Genomic DNA, 19,091 nt, shown 5'->3' with positions numbered 1-19,091 from the left:
GACGAGGGAGGGCATGCGGGTATGTGATTGGTTCGCTGTGGCAGAATCTGCCGGGCCGGCACCTTGCCGCCCATGCTTTTTGGGCCGGCCTTGGGTAAAGTAGAGCCTTGTGATACTGCCCGGCCTGCGAGAGTAAGCTCCATTATGATGTCTTCGCCTTTGCTGCAACAGGAACGGCTGGCCAAAACCATGTTGGCCAGCATGGCGTTTTACGCCCTGCTGGCGATGCACCTTTATTTACCCCACCTGTTCGGCATTGGCTTGCAGTTGCCATTCAATGTGATCGGCTGGTTTTTTATCGGTCTGATGACCACGCTGGGGCTCTGGCACTGGCACCGTCGGCGTCTGTTGACCAGCCGCTTCTGGCTGGGGCTGGTGGCGGCGAGCTGCCTGCTGTGGCTGCCGTTTTTCTATGTACATAACAATTCCGTGGCCGGCCAGGCCCTGCCGCGCATGCTGGGCCTGTGCGGCGGCCTGCTGTTTTATCTGGCGCTGCAGCAATGCCGCTTCAACGGCCGGGCCCGCCGCTACCTGCTGTATTGCCTGCTGGCGGCGGTCAGTGTGGAGATCCTGCTCGGTCTTGCCCAGTTCTTCGTGCTGGAGCCGGACAACCGGTTTGGCTACAACACCGAAGTGCGCTCGCCCTACGGTATTTTTCAGCATCGTAATGTGATGGCCAGCTTTGTGGCCACCGGCATGGTGCTGGCGGTGTACCTCTGGCTGAATGAAGCCAAGTCACCCTGGCGCGGCTTTGTGCTGAAGTCGGTGTGGTTTTCTGCGGTGCTGGGGGCCGGTGGCATGCTGGTGGTGCTGCTGCAATCCAGGGCCGGTCAGCTTGGCTTGCTGCTGGGGCTGCTGTTACTGCAGCCGCTGATCTGGCAAACCCTGATCAAGACCCGCTCCAAGCGGCTGCTGGCCAGCCTGCTGCTGATCCCGCTCGGTATCGTGCTGGGAGTGGTCGGGCTGGACGCCTTCGACATGAGCAAGCGCAGCCTGAGCATCTATACCCAGGCCGACGGCCGTTTCGACATCTATGCCCACGGCCTGCGCATGTGGCTGGACAAACCCTGGCTCGGGTTTGGCTACGGCAGTTTCGAGTCGGCGTTTTATAGCACCTATGCCGACTGGCGCGAGCTGACCCCGGGGGCGCCGCCGCTGTTTACCGAGATGGGGCATCCCCATAACGAGTTTCTGCTCTGGGCCATAGAAGGCGGTGTGGTACCGCTGCTGGGGTTGGTACTGATGACCGGCCTGGTGTTGCAGTTGCTGTACCGGCTGCCCTTTGCCCAGAGCCTGGCCTGGGTCGGGATACTGGCCCCCATTTTCATCCACAGTCAGACCGAGTTTCCGTTTTATCACTCGTTGCCGCACTGGTTCATGATACTGGTGCTGCTTTATGTCATGGATGCGGAATACGGCCAGCGTCGTCTGCTGGCGGCACCGCAGGCCTGGAGCCGCTGGCCGGCACGGGCCTGGGGCCTGGGGCTGATGCTGTTCATGGCCACCGGCCTCTATGCGGGCCAGCAGCTGACCCGTTACGAGCAGAATGAAGACCGTACCGAGGCACAATTGCAGGCGGTGGTGAATCCCTTGATCTGGTATGACAGGGTGGCGTTTTATCGCCATCACTGGCAGCTTGGCCGGGCCCTGCTGGCGCAAGACAGAGAACAGTTACTGGATTATGTGAGCTGGGCCCGGCGTTTTTTGACCCACACGCCCCGGGCGGGGGTTTATTACAACGCCTATCTGGCGCTGGCAACGGCGGGGCAGGAAGAGGAAGCTCAACAGCTGCTGGGTGAAGCCCGGCGGCTCTATCCCAATGTGCAGCTGTTGCGCAGTCACCGCATCCTGCAGGCTCGGGAGAATCTGGCCACGCTGGCGCCGGGAGCCTCGGTGGCCGAGCTGAACAAGGCCATTCCCCTGTACGAACACCTGCGCCCGGCCATCGGCGGCGCCTATTGACACAGAGGTGCCCCGGTGCCGTGCATGATGTCGTCTTATCCTGCCGGGCCACGGCATGTATTGACAGTAACGGGACCCTAGAGTCCGAAATCCTTCACACTTTCCATGACCACGAAGGTACTGGTTTGCACTACGTGCGGCAGGCTGGACAGCTTTTCTCCCAGCACAGTACGATAGGAAACCATGTCTTTGGTGCGCACCTTAAGCAGGTAGTCGAAACCGCCGGCTATCATGTGGCACTGCTCTATTTCCCCGACTTTCAGGACGGCGGTGTTAAAGGCAGTAAGGGCCTTGCTGCTGGTGTCGTTGAGGGTGACCTGGACAAAGGCAATATGACAGAGGCCGAGTTTGTTCTGGTCGACCAGTATCGTATAGCCGGTAATATAGCCCTGCTCCTCGAGCCGGCGTATCCTCAGCTGGCACGGCGTTTTCGACAAGCCTACCCGAGAGGCCAGTTCGGTCACCGTCATCCGGGCATTGCCCTGAAGTTCCTTGATGATCTGCCGATCTGCTCTATCCAGATGTTCCATCTTTCTCGTCACCTTCGGTGTTTGTTCCCATTGTTTCGGTTAATGCGTACCCATGGTCTGCATCGGTTTTTTTATTGGTGAAATCGTCCCTTTCGAATCGCCGGCGGACGTCGGGGCCTGATGGTCGGCACCCATTTCCGGGGACCGTTTTTCAGGCCGATACGACGCTGAAGACCCGCCGGGTGAGGCATTAGGTCAATTTCCCTTTATTTAACTATTTTGTGGTCTAAAAGTAAAAACAACCATCAATATAAAGTCAAAAAGATATGTTCATCCCTGTTGTATGGGAAATGTGACTCGTGGTTTGTGGATAGAATGGCGAACACAAGATTGCAACCACACACAGAAGGAAAGGTCGGATGAACAATACAGCAGCATCGTCGATGGCCGTTTGCCGGGAGAATATTCGTAGTCACTATCTGGCAGACGAGGCAGGGGTTGTCAAAGCACTGGTTGCGAATGCTCATATCTCCTCCGATGACCGCGCGCGTATTTCGGCGCGAGCCGCCGAGCTGGTGCGCAATGTGCGTGCCCACTCCACACCGACCATGATGGAAAAATTCCTGGCCCAGTACGGCCTGACCACCAAGGAGGGCGTGGCCCTGATGTGTCTGGCCGAAGCCCTGCTACGGGTGCCGGACAAGACCACCATTGACGCGCTGATCGAAGACAAGGTGGCGTCCGGCAACTGGGGAGAGCACCGGGGACAGTCCAGCTCGTCGCTGATTAACAGCTCCACCTGGGCACTGCTGATCACCGGCAAGCTACTTGCTCCGGTCGAGCCTCAGGGGCTGGCGACCACACTGCGTGGCATGGTCAAGCGTCTGGGCGAGCCGGTGGTACGCGCCGCCGTTGCCCAGGCCATGAAAGAGATGGGACGCCAGTTCGTGCTGGGTCGCAACATCGGGGAAGCAGTCAAGCGTGCCAAGACCTACGAGTCACGCGGTTATACCTATTCTTACGACATGCTGGGCGAGGCCGCTCGCACCGATGCCGATGCGCAGCGCTATCACAGCGCCTATTCAAAGGCGATCGCAGAGCTGGCACCGAGCTGTGTGCATGCCGAGATCCGCAACAACCCCGGTATTTCGGTCAAGCTGTCCGCGCTGCACGCCCGTTACGAATTCGGTCAGCAAGATCGGGTCATGAACGAGCTGGTGCCCCGAGCCCTGGAGCTGGCCAGGCAGGCCAAGGCCGCCAACATGGGCTTCAACATCGATGCGGAAGAAGCGGATCGCCTGGATCTGTCCCTGGACGTGATTGAAGCGGTGCTGTCCGATCCCGAATTGGCGGGCTGGGACGGTTTCGGCGTCGTGGTGCAGGCGTTCGGCAAGCGTGCCGCACATGTGCTCGACTGGCTCTATGCACTGTCCTGCAAGCTGGATCGTCGCATCATGGTCCGGCTGGTGAAGGGCGCTTACTGGGATGCGGAAATCAAGCGTGCCCAGGTGATGGGGCTGGAGGACTTTCCGGTATTCACCCGCAAGGTCAACAGCGATGTGTCCTACATGGCCTGCGCCAGGAAGCTGCTGGGCATGACCGATCGTATCTATCCCCAGTTCGCGACCCACAATGCCCATTCGGTATCGGCCATCCTCGAGCTGGCCCAGGACCGGAACTGTTTCGAATTCCAGCGTTTGCACGGTATGGGCGAATCGCTGCACGATGCGGTGCTGACCAAACAGGGCACCCGTTGCCGTATCTACGCACCGGTGGGTGCCCATCAGGATCTGCTGGCCTACCTGGTACGGCGTCTGCTTGAAAACGGCGCCAACAGTTCCTTCGTCAATCAGATTGTCGATACCCGTATCAAGCCGGAGGATATTGCCCGCGACCCGTTCGATGCGGTCGAGGCGATGGGCGATGCACTGTCCAGCAAGGCGATTCTGCGTCCTGCCGATCTCTATGGCGCCGAACGCCGCAACGCCAAGGGCTGGGATATCACCGATCCGGTAGAAATGATGGCGATTGAAGCGGAGCGTGATCGCTTCAAGCGCTGCCAGTGGACCGGGGGACCGGTACTGGCCCGGGAAAGCCGGGGCGGAGACGTGGAAGAAGTGCGCAATCCGGCGAAGCCTTCGGATCTGGTGGGTCATGTCACCCAGGCTTCTCGCGAGGATATAGAGGCGGCCATCGACGCCGCCCAGTCGGGTTTCCGGCTCTGGTCCGCGCTGCCGGTCGAGGAGCGGAGCGCGCGTATCGGTCGCGTGGCCGACTTGTTCGAAGAGCATGCAGCCGAGCTGTTCACGCTGGCCACCCGGGAGGCAGGCAAGAGCCTGCTGGATGGCGTCTCCGAGATCCGCGAAGCCGTCGACTTTGCCCGTTACTACCCGAACGAAGCCCTTCGTAACCGGGAGTTCGGTGCGGGCCGGGGGGTCATCGCCTGTATCTCGCCCTGGAACTTTCCGCTGGCCATCTTCGCCGGTCAGGTACTGGCAGGACTGGCGGCCGGTAATGCCGTTATCGCCAAGCCGGCCGGCCAGACCGCGCTGATCGCGACCCGTGCCGTCGAGCTGATGCACCAGGCCGGGATCCCCCGGGAGGCGATTCAGCTGTTACCGGGCAGCGGCAGCACCGTTGGTGCTGCGCTGACTTCCGATCCGCGCATCAATGGTGTCTGTTTTACCGGCTCGACCGCCACCGCCCAGCGCATCAACAAGGTGATGGCCGAGTCCATAGCCCCTGACGCGCCCCTGGTTGCCGAGACCGGCGGTCTGAACGCCATGATCGTGGATTCGACGGCGCTGCCGGAGCAGGTGATACGCGATGTACTGGCTTCCTCGTTCCAGAGTGCCGGACAGCGCTGTTCTGCCCTGCGCATGCTCTATGTCCAGAAGGACATCGCCGATCATCTGCTGGAGATGCTGTTCGGCGCCATGGATGAGTTGCGCGTCGGTGATCCCTGGCAGTTGTCCACCGATGTGGGTCCGGTGATCGATCAGAATGCCAAGCGGGGTATCGAGGCCCATTGCGAGAAGTTTGCCGCCCGGGGGCGCGTACTCAAGCAGTTGCCCATTCCCGCAGAAGGGCTCTTCGTGGCGCCGACGGTGATCAGGCTCGACGGCATTCATGAGCTGGAAGAAGAGATCTTCGGACCCGTGCTGCACGTGGCCACCTTCGAGGCGAAAGATATCGATCAGGTGGTAGACCAGATCAATGCCAAGGGCTTCGGCCTGACCTTCGGTCTGCACACCCGAGTCGACAAGCGGGTGGAGCGTATCGTCAACCGGGTCAAGGTCGGCAATATCTATGTCAACCGTAACCAGATCGGTGCCATCGTGGGTTCGCAGCCCTTTGGCGGCGAGGGACTCTCGGGTACCGGCCCCAAAGCGGGTGGCCCCCAGTATGTGCGCCGCTTCATGAAGCCCGAAACGGCTCGGGTGATGGGGGCCTCCGTTGCCGACTCGGTGACGGCGGACCAGCTGCAGGCGGTAATCAAGGGGCTGAACGGTCAGGAATGGTCGGTGGCCCGGGACCGTGCGCAGCGGCTGCAGCCGGTGTTCGGCACCGTGCCCGCCGCCCTGGATGCGGCTCCGGAAGAGATGCCGGGACCGACCGGAGAGCTCAACCGGCTTTCGTGCTGCCCCCGTGGTGTTGTGCTTTGTCTGGGGCCCGATCTGGAATCGGCGCTGGTGCAGGCAGGCATAGCACTGTCCCAGGGGAATGCGGTCGTCGTGGTGGCGCCGGGTGCCAAGGCGGCGCTGGCCGCCGCACAAGCGGCGGCGATACCCGTGCAGGGGCTGGATGGCCTGTTGCAGCCTGCCGCCCTGGAAACCGTGAGTGGTTTCGAAGCGGTGGTAAGTCATGCAGACGAGGCGATGCTGCGTAAATATCGCGTTGCCCTGTCTCGACGCGACGGCGCCCTGTTGCCCCTGCTGACCGGGCAGGATGCCCCCGAGCGCTTCGTGATTGAACGTCATCTCTGTGTTGATACTACCGCCGCCGGTGGTAATGCCAGCCTGATCGCCGCCTCAGAGTAAGCGCAGTAAAAACGACAACGGCCGGGTCCTGGCAACGGGACCCGGCCGTTTTTTATCGCCTGCTGCTCCGCTATGGGACCTGGTGCTTGGCGACAGAATGTGATGCCAGCAGCTGATGCAGTTGTTGACCATTGTCCAGTTGCTCGACCAGTACCCTGTCCTGCTGCCAGTCGATGCGCTGGCCGGTGCTGGCATAGAGGCTGTCGTTCAGGCTGTCGGGGGTGGCGTTGGGCTGTAATTCGGTGCGGCCGCCGCCGGGCAGGTAGATGGCGCCGGTAGCGAAGTCGACCGCAAAGGCGATGACGCCGGGGACGATAAAGAACAACAGCCCCACGCCGTTGGCGATGGCCACCACGGGGTCGATACGGCCGCTGATTTGACCTTTCCGCTCCGGATAGAAGACGGTGCCGCAGCCAGCCAGCTGGGTAGTGAGTGTACCGGCCAGCACCAGTGCCAGCGTCTTTCGTTTTAATGTTTTCATGGCAGTTCTCCGAGGCGGTAAAACACTCGGACAGTGTATCCGATAATGGTACTGCTTGAATCCGATTTGACGAGGCAGTGACAGAGGCTGGCGCTGGGGGGAAGGTGATGCAGGACAACAAAATCGCAGGCAATAAAAAACCCACCGAAAGGTGGGTTTTTTAAAGGGCAATCTGGTCGGCGTGAGAGGATTCGAACCTCCGACCCCTAACACCCCATGCTAGTGCGCTACCAAGCTGCGCTACACGCCGACATCGTCATACTTACCTCGGTAAGCGACGGGTACGGATACTAGGTAATGTTCCCTATGCTGTCAATACCGAACCGGGGCTGCCGGGTGCGTTTGCCGTTTATCTGCACGATTAGCGCGACATAGCACGACACCAGGCACTGCATCGGGTATTAAAGCCGGTGTTTTTGGTGGGTGAGCGGCAGGCGTTGACTGCAGGGCAACGTCATGTCGGCGGGGGGAGCCATTGACCGGGGTTGCGTTTTTAATCAATAGTTTATTCATCATGACGTCATTCCCTTGAGGAGCAACAAGGCTATAATAGCGAATCCTGGACTGTAGCAGACTGGCGCGGCCCGGCGACTTATTTCAAGGAGAGCAGCAATGGCAGCAGAAACCATTTTCAGCAAAATCATCCGCAAGGAAATTCCCGCCGATATCCTGTATCAGGACGAGCTGGTCACGGCCTTTCGTGATATTTCGCCCAAGGCGCCGACCCACATTCTTATCGTCCCCAATGTGCTGATCCCTACCGTGAACGAGGTAGAAGCCGAACACGAGCAGGCTCTGGGCCGCTTGTTTACCGTGGCCCGCAAGCTGGCGGCCGAGGCGGGACTGAGTGAAGACGGTTATCGTCTGATCATGAACTGTAATAGCCATGGTGGTCAGGAAGTTTACCATATTCACATGCATCTGCTGGGCGGCCGTCCGTTGGGCCCCATGCTGGCTTAATAAGGAAGATCATGAATCCCTTTCGCTTAACATTATTGCTGGCCGCCGGCCTGGTTCTTGGCGCCTGTACCATGCCCAACCCCTATTCATCCCGTCCTGCACCGGTCAGGCCTGTCGGTCCGGCGCCGGTACAACCGACCCCGCAGCAACCGGCCCCGGTGCTGCAGCCGCCGGTCATTGAAATGCCCTCGGCCCCGGTGGCGCCGCTGCCGGAGGTGCGCAGCGCTAATCTGGAACGGCTGGTCGACGGGCTGGCGGCCCGCCTGAAAAACAGCGCCGCCGTCCATGAAGTGCAGAGTACCGTGCTGCTGGACGATATCAGCAATCAGGTCGGCAGCCCGGTAGATACCCGGGGCCTGACCGAGCGTCTGCGTGCCGACCTGAGTGACAGCCTGACCTTTGCCGACGGCGCCAGGGTAAGCAGCCTGCGCCAGCAACTGGCCTATCAGGGTGGCCGGGCCGACATGGCGGCGCTGGTACGACTGGGCAAACAGAGTGGCGCCGATTATCTGCTGTCCACCACCCTGACCCGCAACGGCGGGGGCACCAAGCTGCAGGGGCAACTGATGGAGCTGAGCAGTGGTGAAGTGCTCTGGTCCGACAGTGTGAGTGAACGCTGATCGGCTGCTGGCCTCGTTGCCCCGGCAGTGGCAGGGGCAGTTGACGCCACTGACTGGCGGGTACACCAATCGTTGCTGGCGGCTCGATACGGCTCGGGGGGCGTACTGGCTCAGGCTGGGCTGCGATAATCCGGCCCTGCTGGGCATAGACAGAACCCTTGAACTGCGGGCCCACAGCGCCGCGGCCGAGGCGGGGCTTGCTCCCGTCATTCGTTTTTCCCGGCCTGCACAGGGTCTGCTGATCCTGGACTGGCTGGCTGAGCCCGACTGGTGTGGGCGAGAGCCGGATCTGCCCCTGCTGATGAGCCGGGTCGCCCGGCTGCACAAGATCCCCGTCAAGCTGCCGTTGCTGGATCTGGCGGCCCAGGCGCACCATTATCAGCGGCAACTGATGCCGCTGGCGCCCGAGCTGGCGGTGTTTGCATCCCGTTTCAGCTCGCCCTTGCTGAATCCGGCCTTTACGCCCGTGTTCTGTCACCACGATCTCAATGCTGCCAACCTGATGGGCGAACGGCCCTGGCTGCTGGACTGGGAATATGCGGCCCGTGGCGACGCGGCCTTTGAGCTGGCGGTGATTGCCGACAGTTTCGAGCTGAACTCCGAACAGGAGCAGGCGCTGCTGGCGGCCTATCGAGATGCCGGCGGCACCCTCGACTGGTGTCGTTTTCAGGTGCGTCGCCCCTGGGTACAATGGCTGACTGCCCTGTGGGCGGCGCTGCAGTATCGACGTGACCCGGCCCCGCGTTATCTCGAGCTGCAACGACGGGCACTGGGACGGCTGACACAGACCCTAACATCTATCGAACCGAACTGACCGCCAACGGGCGGTAATGGAGTAATTATGGGCCCCTTTATTCTTGATGTGCAGGGTTGCGAGCTGGACGCCGAAGAGCGCGAGCTGCTGGCACACCCGACGGTGGGCGGGGTCATCTTTTTCCGTCGTAACTATCACGATCGGGCGCAGCTGAGCGCCCTGGTCAAGGCCATTCGCGCGGTCAACCCCGGCCTGCTGCTGACGGTAGATCACGAAGGAGGCCGGGTGCAGCGTTTTCGCGACGGCTTCTTTCCGTTGCCGGCACCGGGCACACTGGCGGCGCTGAACAGCCCGGAAAAACTCACCCTGCTGGAAGACGCCGGTTGGATGATGGCGGCGGAGCTGCTGGCGCATGATATCGACCTGAGCTTTGCGCCCGTGCTCGATCTGGAGCGGGGCAGCGAGGTGATTGGCGATCGTAGCTTCGGCTCAGATCCCGAACCGGTCATCGAGCATGCCGGTGCTTACATCAAGGGCATGCACAGCGCCGGCATGGCGGCGGTGGCCAAGCATTTTCCCGGTCATGGTAGTGTGCGCGCCGACTCCCACAAGGAAAGCCCGGTCGACTCCCGCGACTATGCCGAGATAGAGCAGGCGGACATGGTGCCGTTTCGTGCTCTGATTGCCGCCGGCCTGGTGCAGGGCATGATGCCGGCCCATGTCATTTATTCGGCGGTGGATCCGCACCCGGCCGGTTTTTCGTCTTTCTGGCTGAAACAGGTGTTACGTCGGCAACTCGGCTTCAAGGGGCTGATTTTCAGCGACGATCTGACCATGGAAGGCGCCGCCGTGGCGGGCGGCTATGCCGACCGTGCCCACAGGGCCCTGGAGGCGGGCTGCGATTTACTGCTGGCCTGCAATCACAGAGCCGGGGCGGTCCAGATCATCGACGCGCTGCCCCACGACATACAGCGGGACCTGTCTTCTTTGCGCAAGCGCGACCTGTCAGCCCAGGGCAAGCGAGACGGGGCACTGGCCAGCCATCTGTATGGCAGCCGTCGCTGGCGCGAGGCGAGCGAACGGCTGCGCCGGCTCGAAGGGTGAGCCATCGGGTGACGATGGTTAATTTCATGTGAAAATAAAGTTGTACTTTCGGTGCCTGCTTTTAAAATATGGCCTTCCCCGGCGGAGGCCGTTACGAAAATCTTCGGCTATGGCCGCGACATATATTCGCCATAGCCGCAGGTTTTTTTATTACATTATCAGGGGTCATACATGACAAAGATTATCGTGGTCGGCGGTGGCGCCGGCGGACTTGAGCTGGCGACCAAGCTGGGCCGCAAGCTGGGCCGCAAGGGCAAGGCGGAAGTGACACTGGTAGACCGTAACCGGACCCACCTGTGGAAACCGCTGCTGCACGAGGTGGCCACCGGTGCCATGGATCCCGGTATCGACGGCCTGAGCTATCGTTCCCATGCCCATAACCACGGTTTTGTTTTTCAGATGGGCAGCCTCACTCACATCGACCGGGACGCGAGGACCATCACCCTGGCACCGATGCTGGACGATAACGGCCAGCCGATGCTGAGCGAGCGCACCCTGCCGTACGACATTCTGGTGCTGGCCATCGGCTCGGTCTCCAACGACTTCGGCACCCAGGGCGTGCGTGATCACTGCATCTTTCTGGACAGCCCGCAGCAGGCCGAGCGTTTTCATGACGAACTGATGAACCGCTTCCTGCAATACGGAGAAAGTGAAGCCGTCGGCGACAAGGTGAATATCGCCATCGTCGGCGCCGGTGCCACCGGGGTGGAGTTGTCTGCCGAGCTGTACAATGCGGTAGAGCATCTCAGCGCCTATGGCTTCAAGAAGCTCAGCCGTGATTGCCTGCGCCTGACCCTGGTGGAAGCGGGCCCGCGCATCCTGCCGGCGCTGCCCGAACGCATTTCCGGCATGGCGCACAAAGAGCTGCGCGAGCTGGGGGTGGATGTACGCACCAATACCATGGTGGTGGAAGCCACGGCAGACGGCCTGAAAACCAAGGATGACGAGCTGATCCCGGCCACCCTGATGGTATGGGCGGCGGGCATCAAGGCGCCGAACTTCCTGCAAGACATCGCCGGGCTGGAAACCAATCGCATCAATCAGCTGACGGTCAAACCGACCCTGCAGACCAGCCGCGACGATCGGATTTTTGTCATCGGCGACTGCGCCCACTGCCTGCAGGAAAACGGCAAGCCGGTGCCGCCGCGCGCCCAGTCTGCCCACCAGATGGCGAGCCTGGTCTACAGCAATGTACTGGCCTGGCTCGACAACAAGTCGTTAAAGACTTACGTCTACAAAGATCACGGTTCCCTGGTGAGCCTGAGCCGTTATTCCACCGTTGGCTCGCTGATGGGCAATCTGATGCGTGGCTCCATGATGGTAGAAGGGCGCATTGCCCGCACCGTGTATGTGTCTTTGTATCGAATGCATCAGGTGGCACTGCACGGCTACACTCGTACCGGCCTGATGATGCTGGTGGGGCGTATCAACCGCTTCCTGCGGCCACGCCTGAAACTGCACTAAATACCGGCCATGCTCAGCGGTAGTCGAAAGCGGGAAGGGGAGCCTTCCCGCTTTTTTATTGGTGGTGTCGGACACATTAGCGTACGGTCGGTCATCCTGCCTCTCCTGATCTGCGGTGGAGGTTCACTCATTCCCCCAGAGGCTGGGCGCCGTACTCATGCGGTGCAGGCGGCGTAATGTTGACGTCCCGGTTTCGATGGCCTTGTTTGGTGGCTTTGTGCCGGTACATCTTGCGGTCGGCCATGGCCAGGCACTCCGAGGCATCACCGCCGTCTTGACTGGTGACCAGCCCGAAACTGATGCCGGACATAGGCCAGTTGGCGTGCAGCGCGGTTTCGATATTCGAGATGGTGCTTTCAAGCCGCCGACGGCTCCCGGGTAACTGACGTGTTGTTATGCCCTGAACCAGCCAGACAAATTCATCGCCACCGGTTCGGAATATCTCGTCGGACTGACTGACCTGCTTGCGCATCAATCGGGATGCTTCCGACAGGAAGTGATCGCCGGCATCGTGCCCCATTGAATCGTTAATCGCCTTCATGCCGTCAAAGTCGATAAACATGATGATGTAGGTGCCGGATAAACAAGAGAGCCGCTCCTGCATCAACAACCGGTTTCCTACCTGAGTCAGCGGATCGATTCTGGCTTCGTAAAAGGCCCGGTTAAAGTCGTTTTGCTTGATTTTCAGCCATTCCGCCAGTGAAAACAGGATACACACGCAGTCGACGGCGAGGGCCGTCACCACCGCCAGCTCCGGATAGGCCAGGCCGGACACCAGGCTGGAATGGGAAATCACGTAGTACACCAGTGAGGCGCTATAGAACAGGTTGCCGACCAGATAGTACTTGGCCCTGAAGTCTTCTCTGGACAGCATGGTCACGCCGATCCAGAGGCTTAGCGGCACCCACACCAGCGCAACAAGATGAGACAGATAAAAGGTGACCTGAAACGGCAGCCACAGCATCACCATGCCCAGCAGGGTCACTATAATGGCCAGCCACTTCAATACCCGGGCCAGTCCGGGATGCTGCCCGGTACAGTTGAACAGGCCGCAGGCAAAGAGACTGGCGCAGGCAATAGCAAATGGAAACAGATGCATGCCGGCATAGGTCAAATTCAGCCCTGTGTTGGCGGCAAAGCCGTTGATGGCGCCTGCCGCCGCCGCCCACCCCAGCGCATGCAAGCCCACATAGCCGGCGTAGGTTAGTGACAGTGGCTGGCGGGTACGCACATAAATGGCCAGTGCCAGCACCGCCAGGGTCAGCATGATGGCAATGGCGCCCACAGTCGCCGTGTTCGAGCGAAACTGGTGCTGGTAAAATGCCTGTCTGGAATAAAAGGTGAGCGGAACCCTAGTGGGAAAATGCTGCGCCTGAACCAGCACCCACAACTGGCCCGACTCGTGTTCTTCGAGCGACAGCGGTAGTGCCTGGTTGTGCATCAACCGGGGGGTGGTACCGGCTTTCAGCTGAGAAAACTCCGCCAGCATGCGCGGTGATCCTTCATCGGGCTGCCAGTAGGCCAGCCCCGTATCGATAAAGTTGGTGCCGGGCACCACAAACCAGGTTTGTCGCCGGGTGTTGTTGATCGGTATTCGTGTAACAAAGGTTCCGGACCGGCCGATAAGGCTGTCGACGGCGGCTGTTGCGGTGGACAACCGTTGTTGTAGTTCCGGGAACGGGGCCCGAGTCAGCGATGCATCCAGTGGATACCAGCGTTGATGATCTGCCAACCGATGCACGGCTTTATTCAGATGAAGACCAGCATCCACCTCTGCATGAGAGGAGAGGGCAGCGAGACTCACCAGCAACAACACCGACACTCGAATGACGATTGTTCCAATATGCATATTTGGAATAATTCCAGAAAGACACTGTCATGACAAAATTGTCAGCAACCGTGTGATTTTCAGTATATAGCGGACGAAAGGCAACAATAACCAGGTGAAACCTCGATTCAGACAGGGAGATGAGTCGCCTGGTTCGGCCAGTGGCACAACCTTTTCGCTTTGGATTGGGAGGTTTTCGTCGTTTTTGTTCAAGAGCTCCTGGTCAACGCTGCCTTCGGGTTCGCATAAATATGCACTGATTGCTTTTCACTTGCTGCTCCTGGTTGGGAGAGATATGTCGTCATGCGCACATCAACTGGCAGTAGTTGGGGCTTTATTTGAAAGATATGTCCAAGGGTTCAGATTGGACCTTAAGGCAGGGTGTGCATAACTGATCGGTTTACCTGTATTTAAATAGTATTTATAACTGTGTTTTTGTTTATAAATAGAGTATTGGTGTTAATTTTTAGTTAATCAGGCTATTAAGTTTTGATTTTTTCCTTGTATAGTGAGTCCGCTGTCTGCAGGCCGGAAAGGGTTTCCGGCGGGTCTAACGGCCCATGGAGCAGATGGCCACCCATTCAAGGAGCACGAGATGACTTTTAAACCGACCGTACTGGCCGTGGCCCTGGCCGCCTGTTTGTCTACTTCCGTACAGGCCGCGCCCGAACTGCCGGTGACCGGCCTGGATACCGGCAGCAGCCAGTACAACACCGCCAATGCCTGGGTGGAAATCGATCAGGCGGCGTTCGAACACAACATCAGTACCCTGAAAGCCCTGCTCGACGGTAAATCCCAGATTTGCGCCATCATGAAAGCCGACGCCTATGGTCACGGCATCGCCAATCTGATGCCGTCGGTGATGGCTGCCAAGATTCCCTGTGTGGGCATTACCAGCAATGAAGAGGCGCGGGTGGTGCGCGAGAGCGGCTATGAAGGCCGTATCATGCGGGTACGCAGCGCCAGCCCGGCGGAGGTGAGCGACGGTCTGCAATACGAGATGGAAGAGCTGTTCGGTGATGTCGACGCCGCGCGCGAAGCGGCAGAAATAGCGGCTGTCGCGGGCAAGACCCTGCGCTATCACCTGGGGTTGAACGCCGGCGGCATGAGCCGCAACGGACTGGAAGTCGCCACAGAAGAAGGCAAGCAGGAAGCGCGCGATCTGCTGGCGCTGGATAACCTGGAACTGGTCGGCATCATGACCCATTTTCAGTATGAAGAAGCCGACTTCGTGCGGGCCGGGCTGGCCAAATTCAACGAGCAGTCTCGGTGGCTGATTGAGGACGGCAAGCTGGATCGCAGCAAGCTGACCCTGCACACCGCCAACTCCTTCACCACCCTGGAAGTGCCGGAAGCCCGCCTCGACATGGTGCGCCCGGGCGGTATTATCTATGGCGACACCCTGCCTTCCTATACCGAATACAAGAAGGTCATGTCGTTCAAGACCCGGGTAGCCTCGGTCAACAACTACCCGGCCGGTAACCTGGTGGGTTACGACGGCACCTATGCTCTGAAGCGTGACTCGCTGCTGGCCAACCTGCCGATGGGCTACTCAGACGGCTACCGTCGGGTGTTTACCAACAAGGCCTATGTGGTGGTGAACGGACACAGAGCACCGGTAGTCGGCAAGGTGTCGATGAACACCACCATGATCGACGTGACCGACATTCCGGGCGTCAAGCCCGGCGACGAAGTGGTGCTGTTCGGCAAACAGGGTGACGCCGAAGTGACTCAGGGCGAGCTGGAAGACGCCAACGGCGCCCTGCTGGCCGACCTGTACACCGTGTGGGGCAACTCCAACCCCAAGATCCTCAAGCGCACCAACTGAATTCACACCAGTTACAGGATATGGCTTAAGCGGCACGCTTAAGCCGGAAGCGGGAAGGGCGACCTTCCCGCTTTTTCGTTTTCCAGCCACGTAAATCCGTCGCTTTTATTGATGGATTATTTGATCCAAATCAAAGGTATATCTCAAATGCTTTTTTGCGCCTATCCTCTCGTAGTTATTAAAACTACAATGAATCAGGGTTAGTAAAGGCGTCGTTTTCAACTATTTTATAATGTTCAATCTACCAATTTCGACAGGGTGGCTGGGTATGTCGCATGCTCCGATTAATCTTTCAAGACGCCAATTGTTTATTCATCGAAAGATCACAGATAAACCCGCGCTGCCATGGATTAAAGAAGCGCAATTTACCGACTTATGTACCCAATGTGGTGCCTGTATAAAGCAATGCCCTACCGGGATCATCCGCCCCTCCGACGGCGGCTTTCCCCGTGTTGATTTTGAGCACGGCGAATGTACCTTTTGTTATCAATGTGCCGAGGCCTGCCCAGAACCGTTATTTCTGCCAAAAGCCGAACCGGCCTGGCACGCCCGGGCGGTGATTGAAGCAAGCTGCCTGGCTAAACAGAACATTGATTGTCGGAGCTGTGGTGACAGCTGCGAACCCTTTGCCATTAGCTTCAAACTGGCAGTGGGGGCGGTGGCCCAACCCCAAATAAACATAGCCGGTTGCACTGGCTGTGGTGCTTGTGTGTCGGTGTGTCCAGCCTCGGCCATCACCATCAGGAATACGTTGTTAGGGGACGCGAATGTCACTGAATGAAGTTCATATCTCAAGTCTGGTTGTGCACGTGGTGCCCCGACACTTGAGCACCATCAAACTACAGATAGAGTCCTTTGCCGGCGCGGAAATTTATGGTGAAAGCGAAACAGGAAAGCTGGTGGTGGTGATAGAAACCCGAAACCAGGGTTATATCACCGACACTATAGATGCGATAAACCAACTCGATCATGTATTAAGTACCGCATTGGTGTTTCATCAAATCGAGAATGATCTCGATGATGACATCACTGTCTCGAATAATGGAATTTTGGATTCGAAGCTTGAGGGCGATGTATGAAAATGACCAGACGTGCGTTTGTAAAAGCAAATGCAGCCGCTTCTGCCGCGGCAGTGGCCGGGATCAGTCTCCCCGTTTCTGCCACCAACCTGATCGTCAGCTCGGATGAAACCGCCATTAAATGGGACAAGGCACCTTGTCGCTTTTGTGGCACTGGGTGTTCGGTATTGGTCGGCACTCAGAAAGGCCGCGTCGTTGCCACCCAGGGCGACCCCGAAGCGCCCGTCAACAAGGGGCTGAACTGCATTAAAGGGTATTTTCTGTCGAAAATTATGTACGGAAAAGACCGTTTAACCACGCCACTGCTGCGCATGAAGAATGGCCGGTTTGATAAAGACGGCGACTTCGCCCCGGTATCATGGGAGCAGGCGTTTGATGTGATGGCGGAGAAGTTCAAAAAAGCCCTCAAAGAAAAAGGCCCCACCAGTGTGGGCATGTTTGGCTCGGGCCAGTGGACCGTAATGGAGGGGTACGCGGCCTCCAAATTGATGAAGGCGGGTTTCCGTTCCAACAACCTGGATCCCAACGCCCGTCATTGCATGGCTTCTGCCGTGGTTGGCTTTATGCGTACCTTTGGCATCGATGAGCCCATGGGCTGTTATGACGACTTCGAGCATGCCGACGCCTTCGTGCTGTGGGGCTCCAACATGGCCGAAATGCACCCGGTACTCTGGACTCGCATCACCGATCGTCGCTTGAGTTACTCTCATGTAAAAGTGAACGTGCTTTCAACCTATTATCACCGCAGCTTTGAGCTGGCAGACCGCGGCATGATCTTTCACCCGCAGTCAGACCTGGCCATTGCCAACTTTATTGCCAACTACATCATTGAAAACGATGCGGTTAACTGGGATTTTGTTGATAAGCACACCCATTTCAAGCAAGCGCAGACCGACATTGGTTATGGCCTGCGTGATGATGACCCCTTACAAGTTAAAGCGAAGAACCCCAACTCGGGCGATATGGCCGACATTTCGTTTGAGGAATATAAAGCCTCGGTCGCGCCCTACACGGTAGAAAAAGCGGCCGAAATGTCCGGGGTGCTGGCGGAAGACCTGATTGCGCTGGCCAAACAATACGCGGATCCCGACACCAAGGTCATGTCGTTGTGGACCATGGGCATGAACCAGCATACCCGTGGCGTCTGGATGCAAAGCCTGGTGTACAACCTGCACCTGCTCACCGGTAAAATCTCGGAGCCGGGTAACAGCCCCTTCTCGTTAACGGGTCAGCCGTCGGCTTGTGGTACGGCCCGTGAAGTGGGTACCTTCTCACATCGCCTGCCTGCGGACTTGCTGGTCGCCAACCCCGAACACCGTAAAATTGCAGAAAAAATCTGGAAACTACCGGAGGGCACCATACCGCCAAAACCGGGCTTTCATGCGGTGCAGCAAGACCGCATGCTCAAAGACGGCGTACTGAATGCCTACTGGGTCATGTGTAACAACAACATGCAAGCGGGTCCCAACATCAACGAAGAACGCCTGCCGGGTTACCGCAACCCAGACAACTTCATTGTGTGTTCAGATCCCTACCCAACCGTAACCGCCCAGGCCGCGGATTTGATCCTGCCCACCGCCATGTGGGTAGAAAAAGAGGGGGCCTATGGTAATGCCGAGCGCCGCACCCAGGTGTGGTACCAGCAGGTGTCGCCGGTGGAAGGAGCAAGATCCGATCTCTGGCAAATCATGGAATTCGCCAAGCGCTTCAAAATAGAAGAAGTGTGGGATGAAGCCTTGATGGCCAAGGCGCCGGAGCTTAGTGGCAAGACCCTGTATGACATCCTGTTCCGCAACGGCAAGGTGGATAAATACCCGCTGTCCGAAGCACAGGAACTGAACGACGATGCCGGGGATGCCGGTTTCTACGTACAAAAAGGCCTGTTTGAAGAATATGCCGAGTTTGGTCGCGGCCACGGCCACGACCTGGCCCCCTACGATGTTTATCATAAGGTACGTGGTTTGCGATGGCCGGTGGTGGATGGCAAGGAAACCCTGTGGCGTTTCAACCCCGAATACGACCCCTATGCCAAACGTGAAGGCCGGGACTTCTACGGTCAGCCCGATGGCAAGGCCCTGATCATTTCGGCGCCTTATGAAGCACCACCAGAAGTGCCCAATGATGAATACGACTTGTGGTTATGTACGGGCCGGGTGCTGGAACACTGGCATACCGGCACCATGACCCGCCGGGTGCCCGAGCTTTACAAGGCGATACCGGATGCCCATTGCTATATCCACCCGGATGATGCCCAGGCACGCAACCTGCGCCGTGGTGATGAAGTGCTCATTCAGTCACCGCGCGGTGAAGTGCGTGCCCGTGTTGAAACCCGTGGTCGTAACCGCCCGCCGCAAGGCCTGGTCTTCGTCCCCTTCTTTGATGCGCGCATTCTGGTCAACAAGTTGATTCTGGATGCCACCGATCCGCTCTCCAAACAGACTGACTACAAAAAATGTCCGGTGAAGATAACCAGGGTCGCGAGCGTGTAACGTTATCTCAAA

14 protein-coding genes and 1 tRNA gene are annotated in these 19,091 nt (G+C 58.7%); 11 read left to right on the top strand and 4 right to left on the bottom strand.

Translation table 11 applies throughout. The features are described from left to right. Window positions 1-144 precede the first annotated feature (144 nt). Window positions 145-1,962, top strand: a complete 1,818-nt coding sequence (locus ACLEIV_RS07910; protein ID WP_410456104.1) for a PglL family O-oligosaccharyltransferase — start codon at window positions 145-147, stop codon at window positions 1,960-1,962. A gap of 77 nt (window positions 1,963-2,039) precedes the next feature. Here ACLEIV_RS07910 and ACLEIV_RS07905 read toward each other — a convergent pair whose 3' ends face one another. Continuing rightward, window positions 2,040-2,492: an Lrp/AsnC ligand binding domain-containing protein gene (locus ACLEIV_RS07905; RefSeq protein WP_410456103.1), complete on the bottom strand. Its 453-nt coding sequence runs from the start codon at window positions 2,490-2,492 to the stop codon at window positions 2,040-2,042. Window positions 2,493-2,851: 359 nt separating this feature from the next. Here ACLEIV_RS07905 and putA point away from each other — a divergent pair, with 359 nt between their 5' ends. After that, window positions 2,852-6,472, top strand: a complete 3,621-nt coding sequence (gene putA, locus ACLEIV_RS07900; RefSeq protein WP_410456102.1) for a bifunctional proline dehydrogenase/L-glutamate gamma-semialdehyde dehydrogenase PutA — start codon at window positions 2,852-2,854, stop codon at window positions 6,470-6,472. A gap of 70 nt (window positions 6,473-6,542) precedes the next feature. On the opposite strand, the gene ACLEIV_RS07895 is transcribed toward putA, so the two are convergent. Both ACLEIV_RS07895 and ACLEIV_RS07890 read right to left on the bottom strand, forming a co-directional pair. Further along, window positions 6,543-6,953 (bottom strand): hypothetical protein, encoded by a 411-nt coding sequence (locus ACLEIV_RS07895; protein ID WP_410456101.1) that lies wholly within the window; start codon window positions 6,951-6,953, stop codon window positions 6,543-6,545. Window positions 6,954-7,126: 173 nt separating this feature from the next. Beyond that, a tRNA-Pro gene (locus tag ACLEIV_RS07890) sits at window positions 7,127-7,203 on the bottom strand. 362 nt (window positions 7,204-7,565) lie between these two features. Between ACLEIV_RS07890 and hinT the strand changes: the two genes are divergently transcribed. From hinT to ACLEIV_RS07865, 5 genes are all read left to right on the top strand, one after another. Then, complete coding sequence (hinT, locus tag ACLEIV_RS07885) at window positions 7,566-7,913, top strand: purine nucleoside phosphoramidase (RefSeq protein WP_410456100.1); 348 nt, start codon at window positions 7,566-7,568, stop codon at window positions 7,911-7,913. Window positions 7,914-7,924: 11 nt separating this feature from the next. Then, window positions 7,925-8,533: a penicillin-binding protein activator LpoB gene (locus tag ACLEIV_RS07880; protein WP_410456099.1), complete on the top strand. Its 609-nt coding sequence runs from the start codon at window positions 7,925-7,927 to the stop codon at window positions 8,531-8,533. Continuing rightward, on the top strand, window positions 8,523-9,347 hold the full coding sequence (locus ACLEIV_RS07875) for a choline kinase family protein (RefSeq protein ID WP_410456098.1): 825 nt from the start codon (window positions 8,523-8,525) through the stop codon (window positions 9,345-9,347). Before ACLEIV_RS07880 ends, ACLEIV_RS07875 begins: the two co-directional genes overlap by 11 nt. A gap of 27 nt (window positions 9,348-9,374) precedes the next feature. After that, window positions 9,375-10,391, top strand: coding sequence for a beta-N-acetylhexosaminidase (nagZ, locus tag ACLEIV_RS07870; protein WP_410456097.1), 1,017 nt, complete (start codon window positions 9,375-9,377; stop codon window positions 10,389-10,391). A gap of 171 nt (window positions 10,392-10,562) precedes the next feature. After that, window positions 10,563-11,855, top strand: a complete 1,293-nt coding sequence (locus tag ACLEIV_RS07865) for an NAD(P)/FAD-dependent oxidoreductase (RefSeq protein ID WP_410456096.1) — start codon at window positions 10,563-10,565, stop codon at window positions 11,853-11,855. Between the two features lie 127 nt (window positions 11,856-11,982). On the opposite strand, the gene ACLEIV_RS07860 is transcribed toward ACLEIV_RS07865, so the two are convergent. Beyond that, window positions 11,983-13,704, bottom strand: coding sequence for a GGDEF domain-containing protein (locus ACLEIV_RS07860; protein WP_410456095.1), 1,722 nt, complete (start codon window positions 13,702-13,704; stop codon window positions 11,983-11,985). A 574-nt stretch (window positions 13,705-14,278) separates the two neighbouring features. Here ACLEIV_RS07860 and alr point away from each other — a divergent pair. The 4 genes from alr (at window position 14,279) to napA (ending at window position 19,079) form a co-directional block, all read left to right on the top strand. Beyond that, window positions 14,279-15,511 carry an alanine racemase gene (alr, locus tag ACLEIV_RS07855; RefSeq protein WP_410456094.1) on the top strand — a complete coding sequence of 411 codons (1,233 nt, stop codon included), beginning with the start codon at window positions 14,279-14,281 and terminating at the stop codon, window positions 15,509-15,511. 268 nt (window positions 15,512-15,779) lie between these two features. After that, window positions 15,780-16,292: a ferredoxin-type protein NapF gene (gene napF / locus ACLEIV_RS07850; RefSeq protein ID WP_410456093.1), complete on the top strand. Its 513-nt coding sequence runs from the start codon at window positions 15,780-15,782 to the stop codon at window positions 16,290-16,292. Next, window positions 16,279-16,590 carry a chaperone NapD gene (locus ACLEIV_RS07845; RefSeq protein ID WP_410456092.1) on the top strand — a complete coding sequence of 104 codons (312 nt, stop codon included), beginning with the start codon at window positions 16,279-16,281 and terminating at the stop codon, window positions 16,588-16,590. Before napF ends, ACLEIV_RS07845 begins: the two co-directional genes overlap by 14 nt. Continuing rightward, a complete protein-coding gene (gene napA / locus ACLEIV_RS07840; protein ID WP_410456091.1) occupies window positions 16,587-19,079 on the top strand; it encodes a periplasmic nitrate reductase subunit alpha in 2,493 nt (830 codons plus the stop codon). The genes ACLEIV_RS07845 and napA overlap by 4 nt, the downstream gene beginning before the upstream one ends. The last annotated feature ends 12 nt before the right edge of the window (window positions 19,080-19,091 follow it).

This window comes from Oceanisphaera submarina (genome assembly GCF_046521305.1).
Lineage (GTDB): Bacteria > Pseudomonadota > Gammaproteobacteria > Enterobacterales > Aeromonadaceae > Oceanimonas > Oceanimonas submarina.
This window is presented reverse-complemented; position numbering and strand designations above follow the sequence as displayed.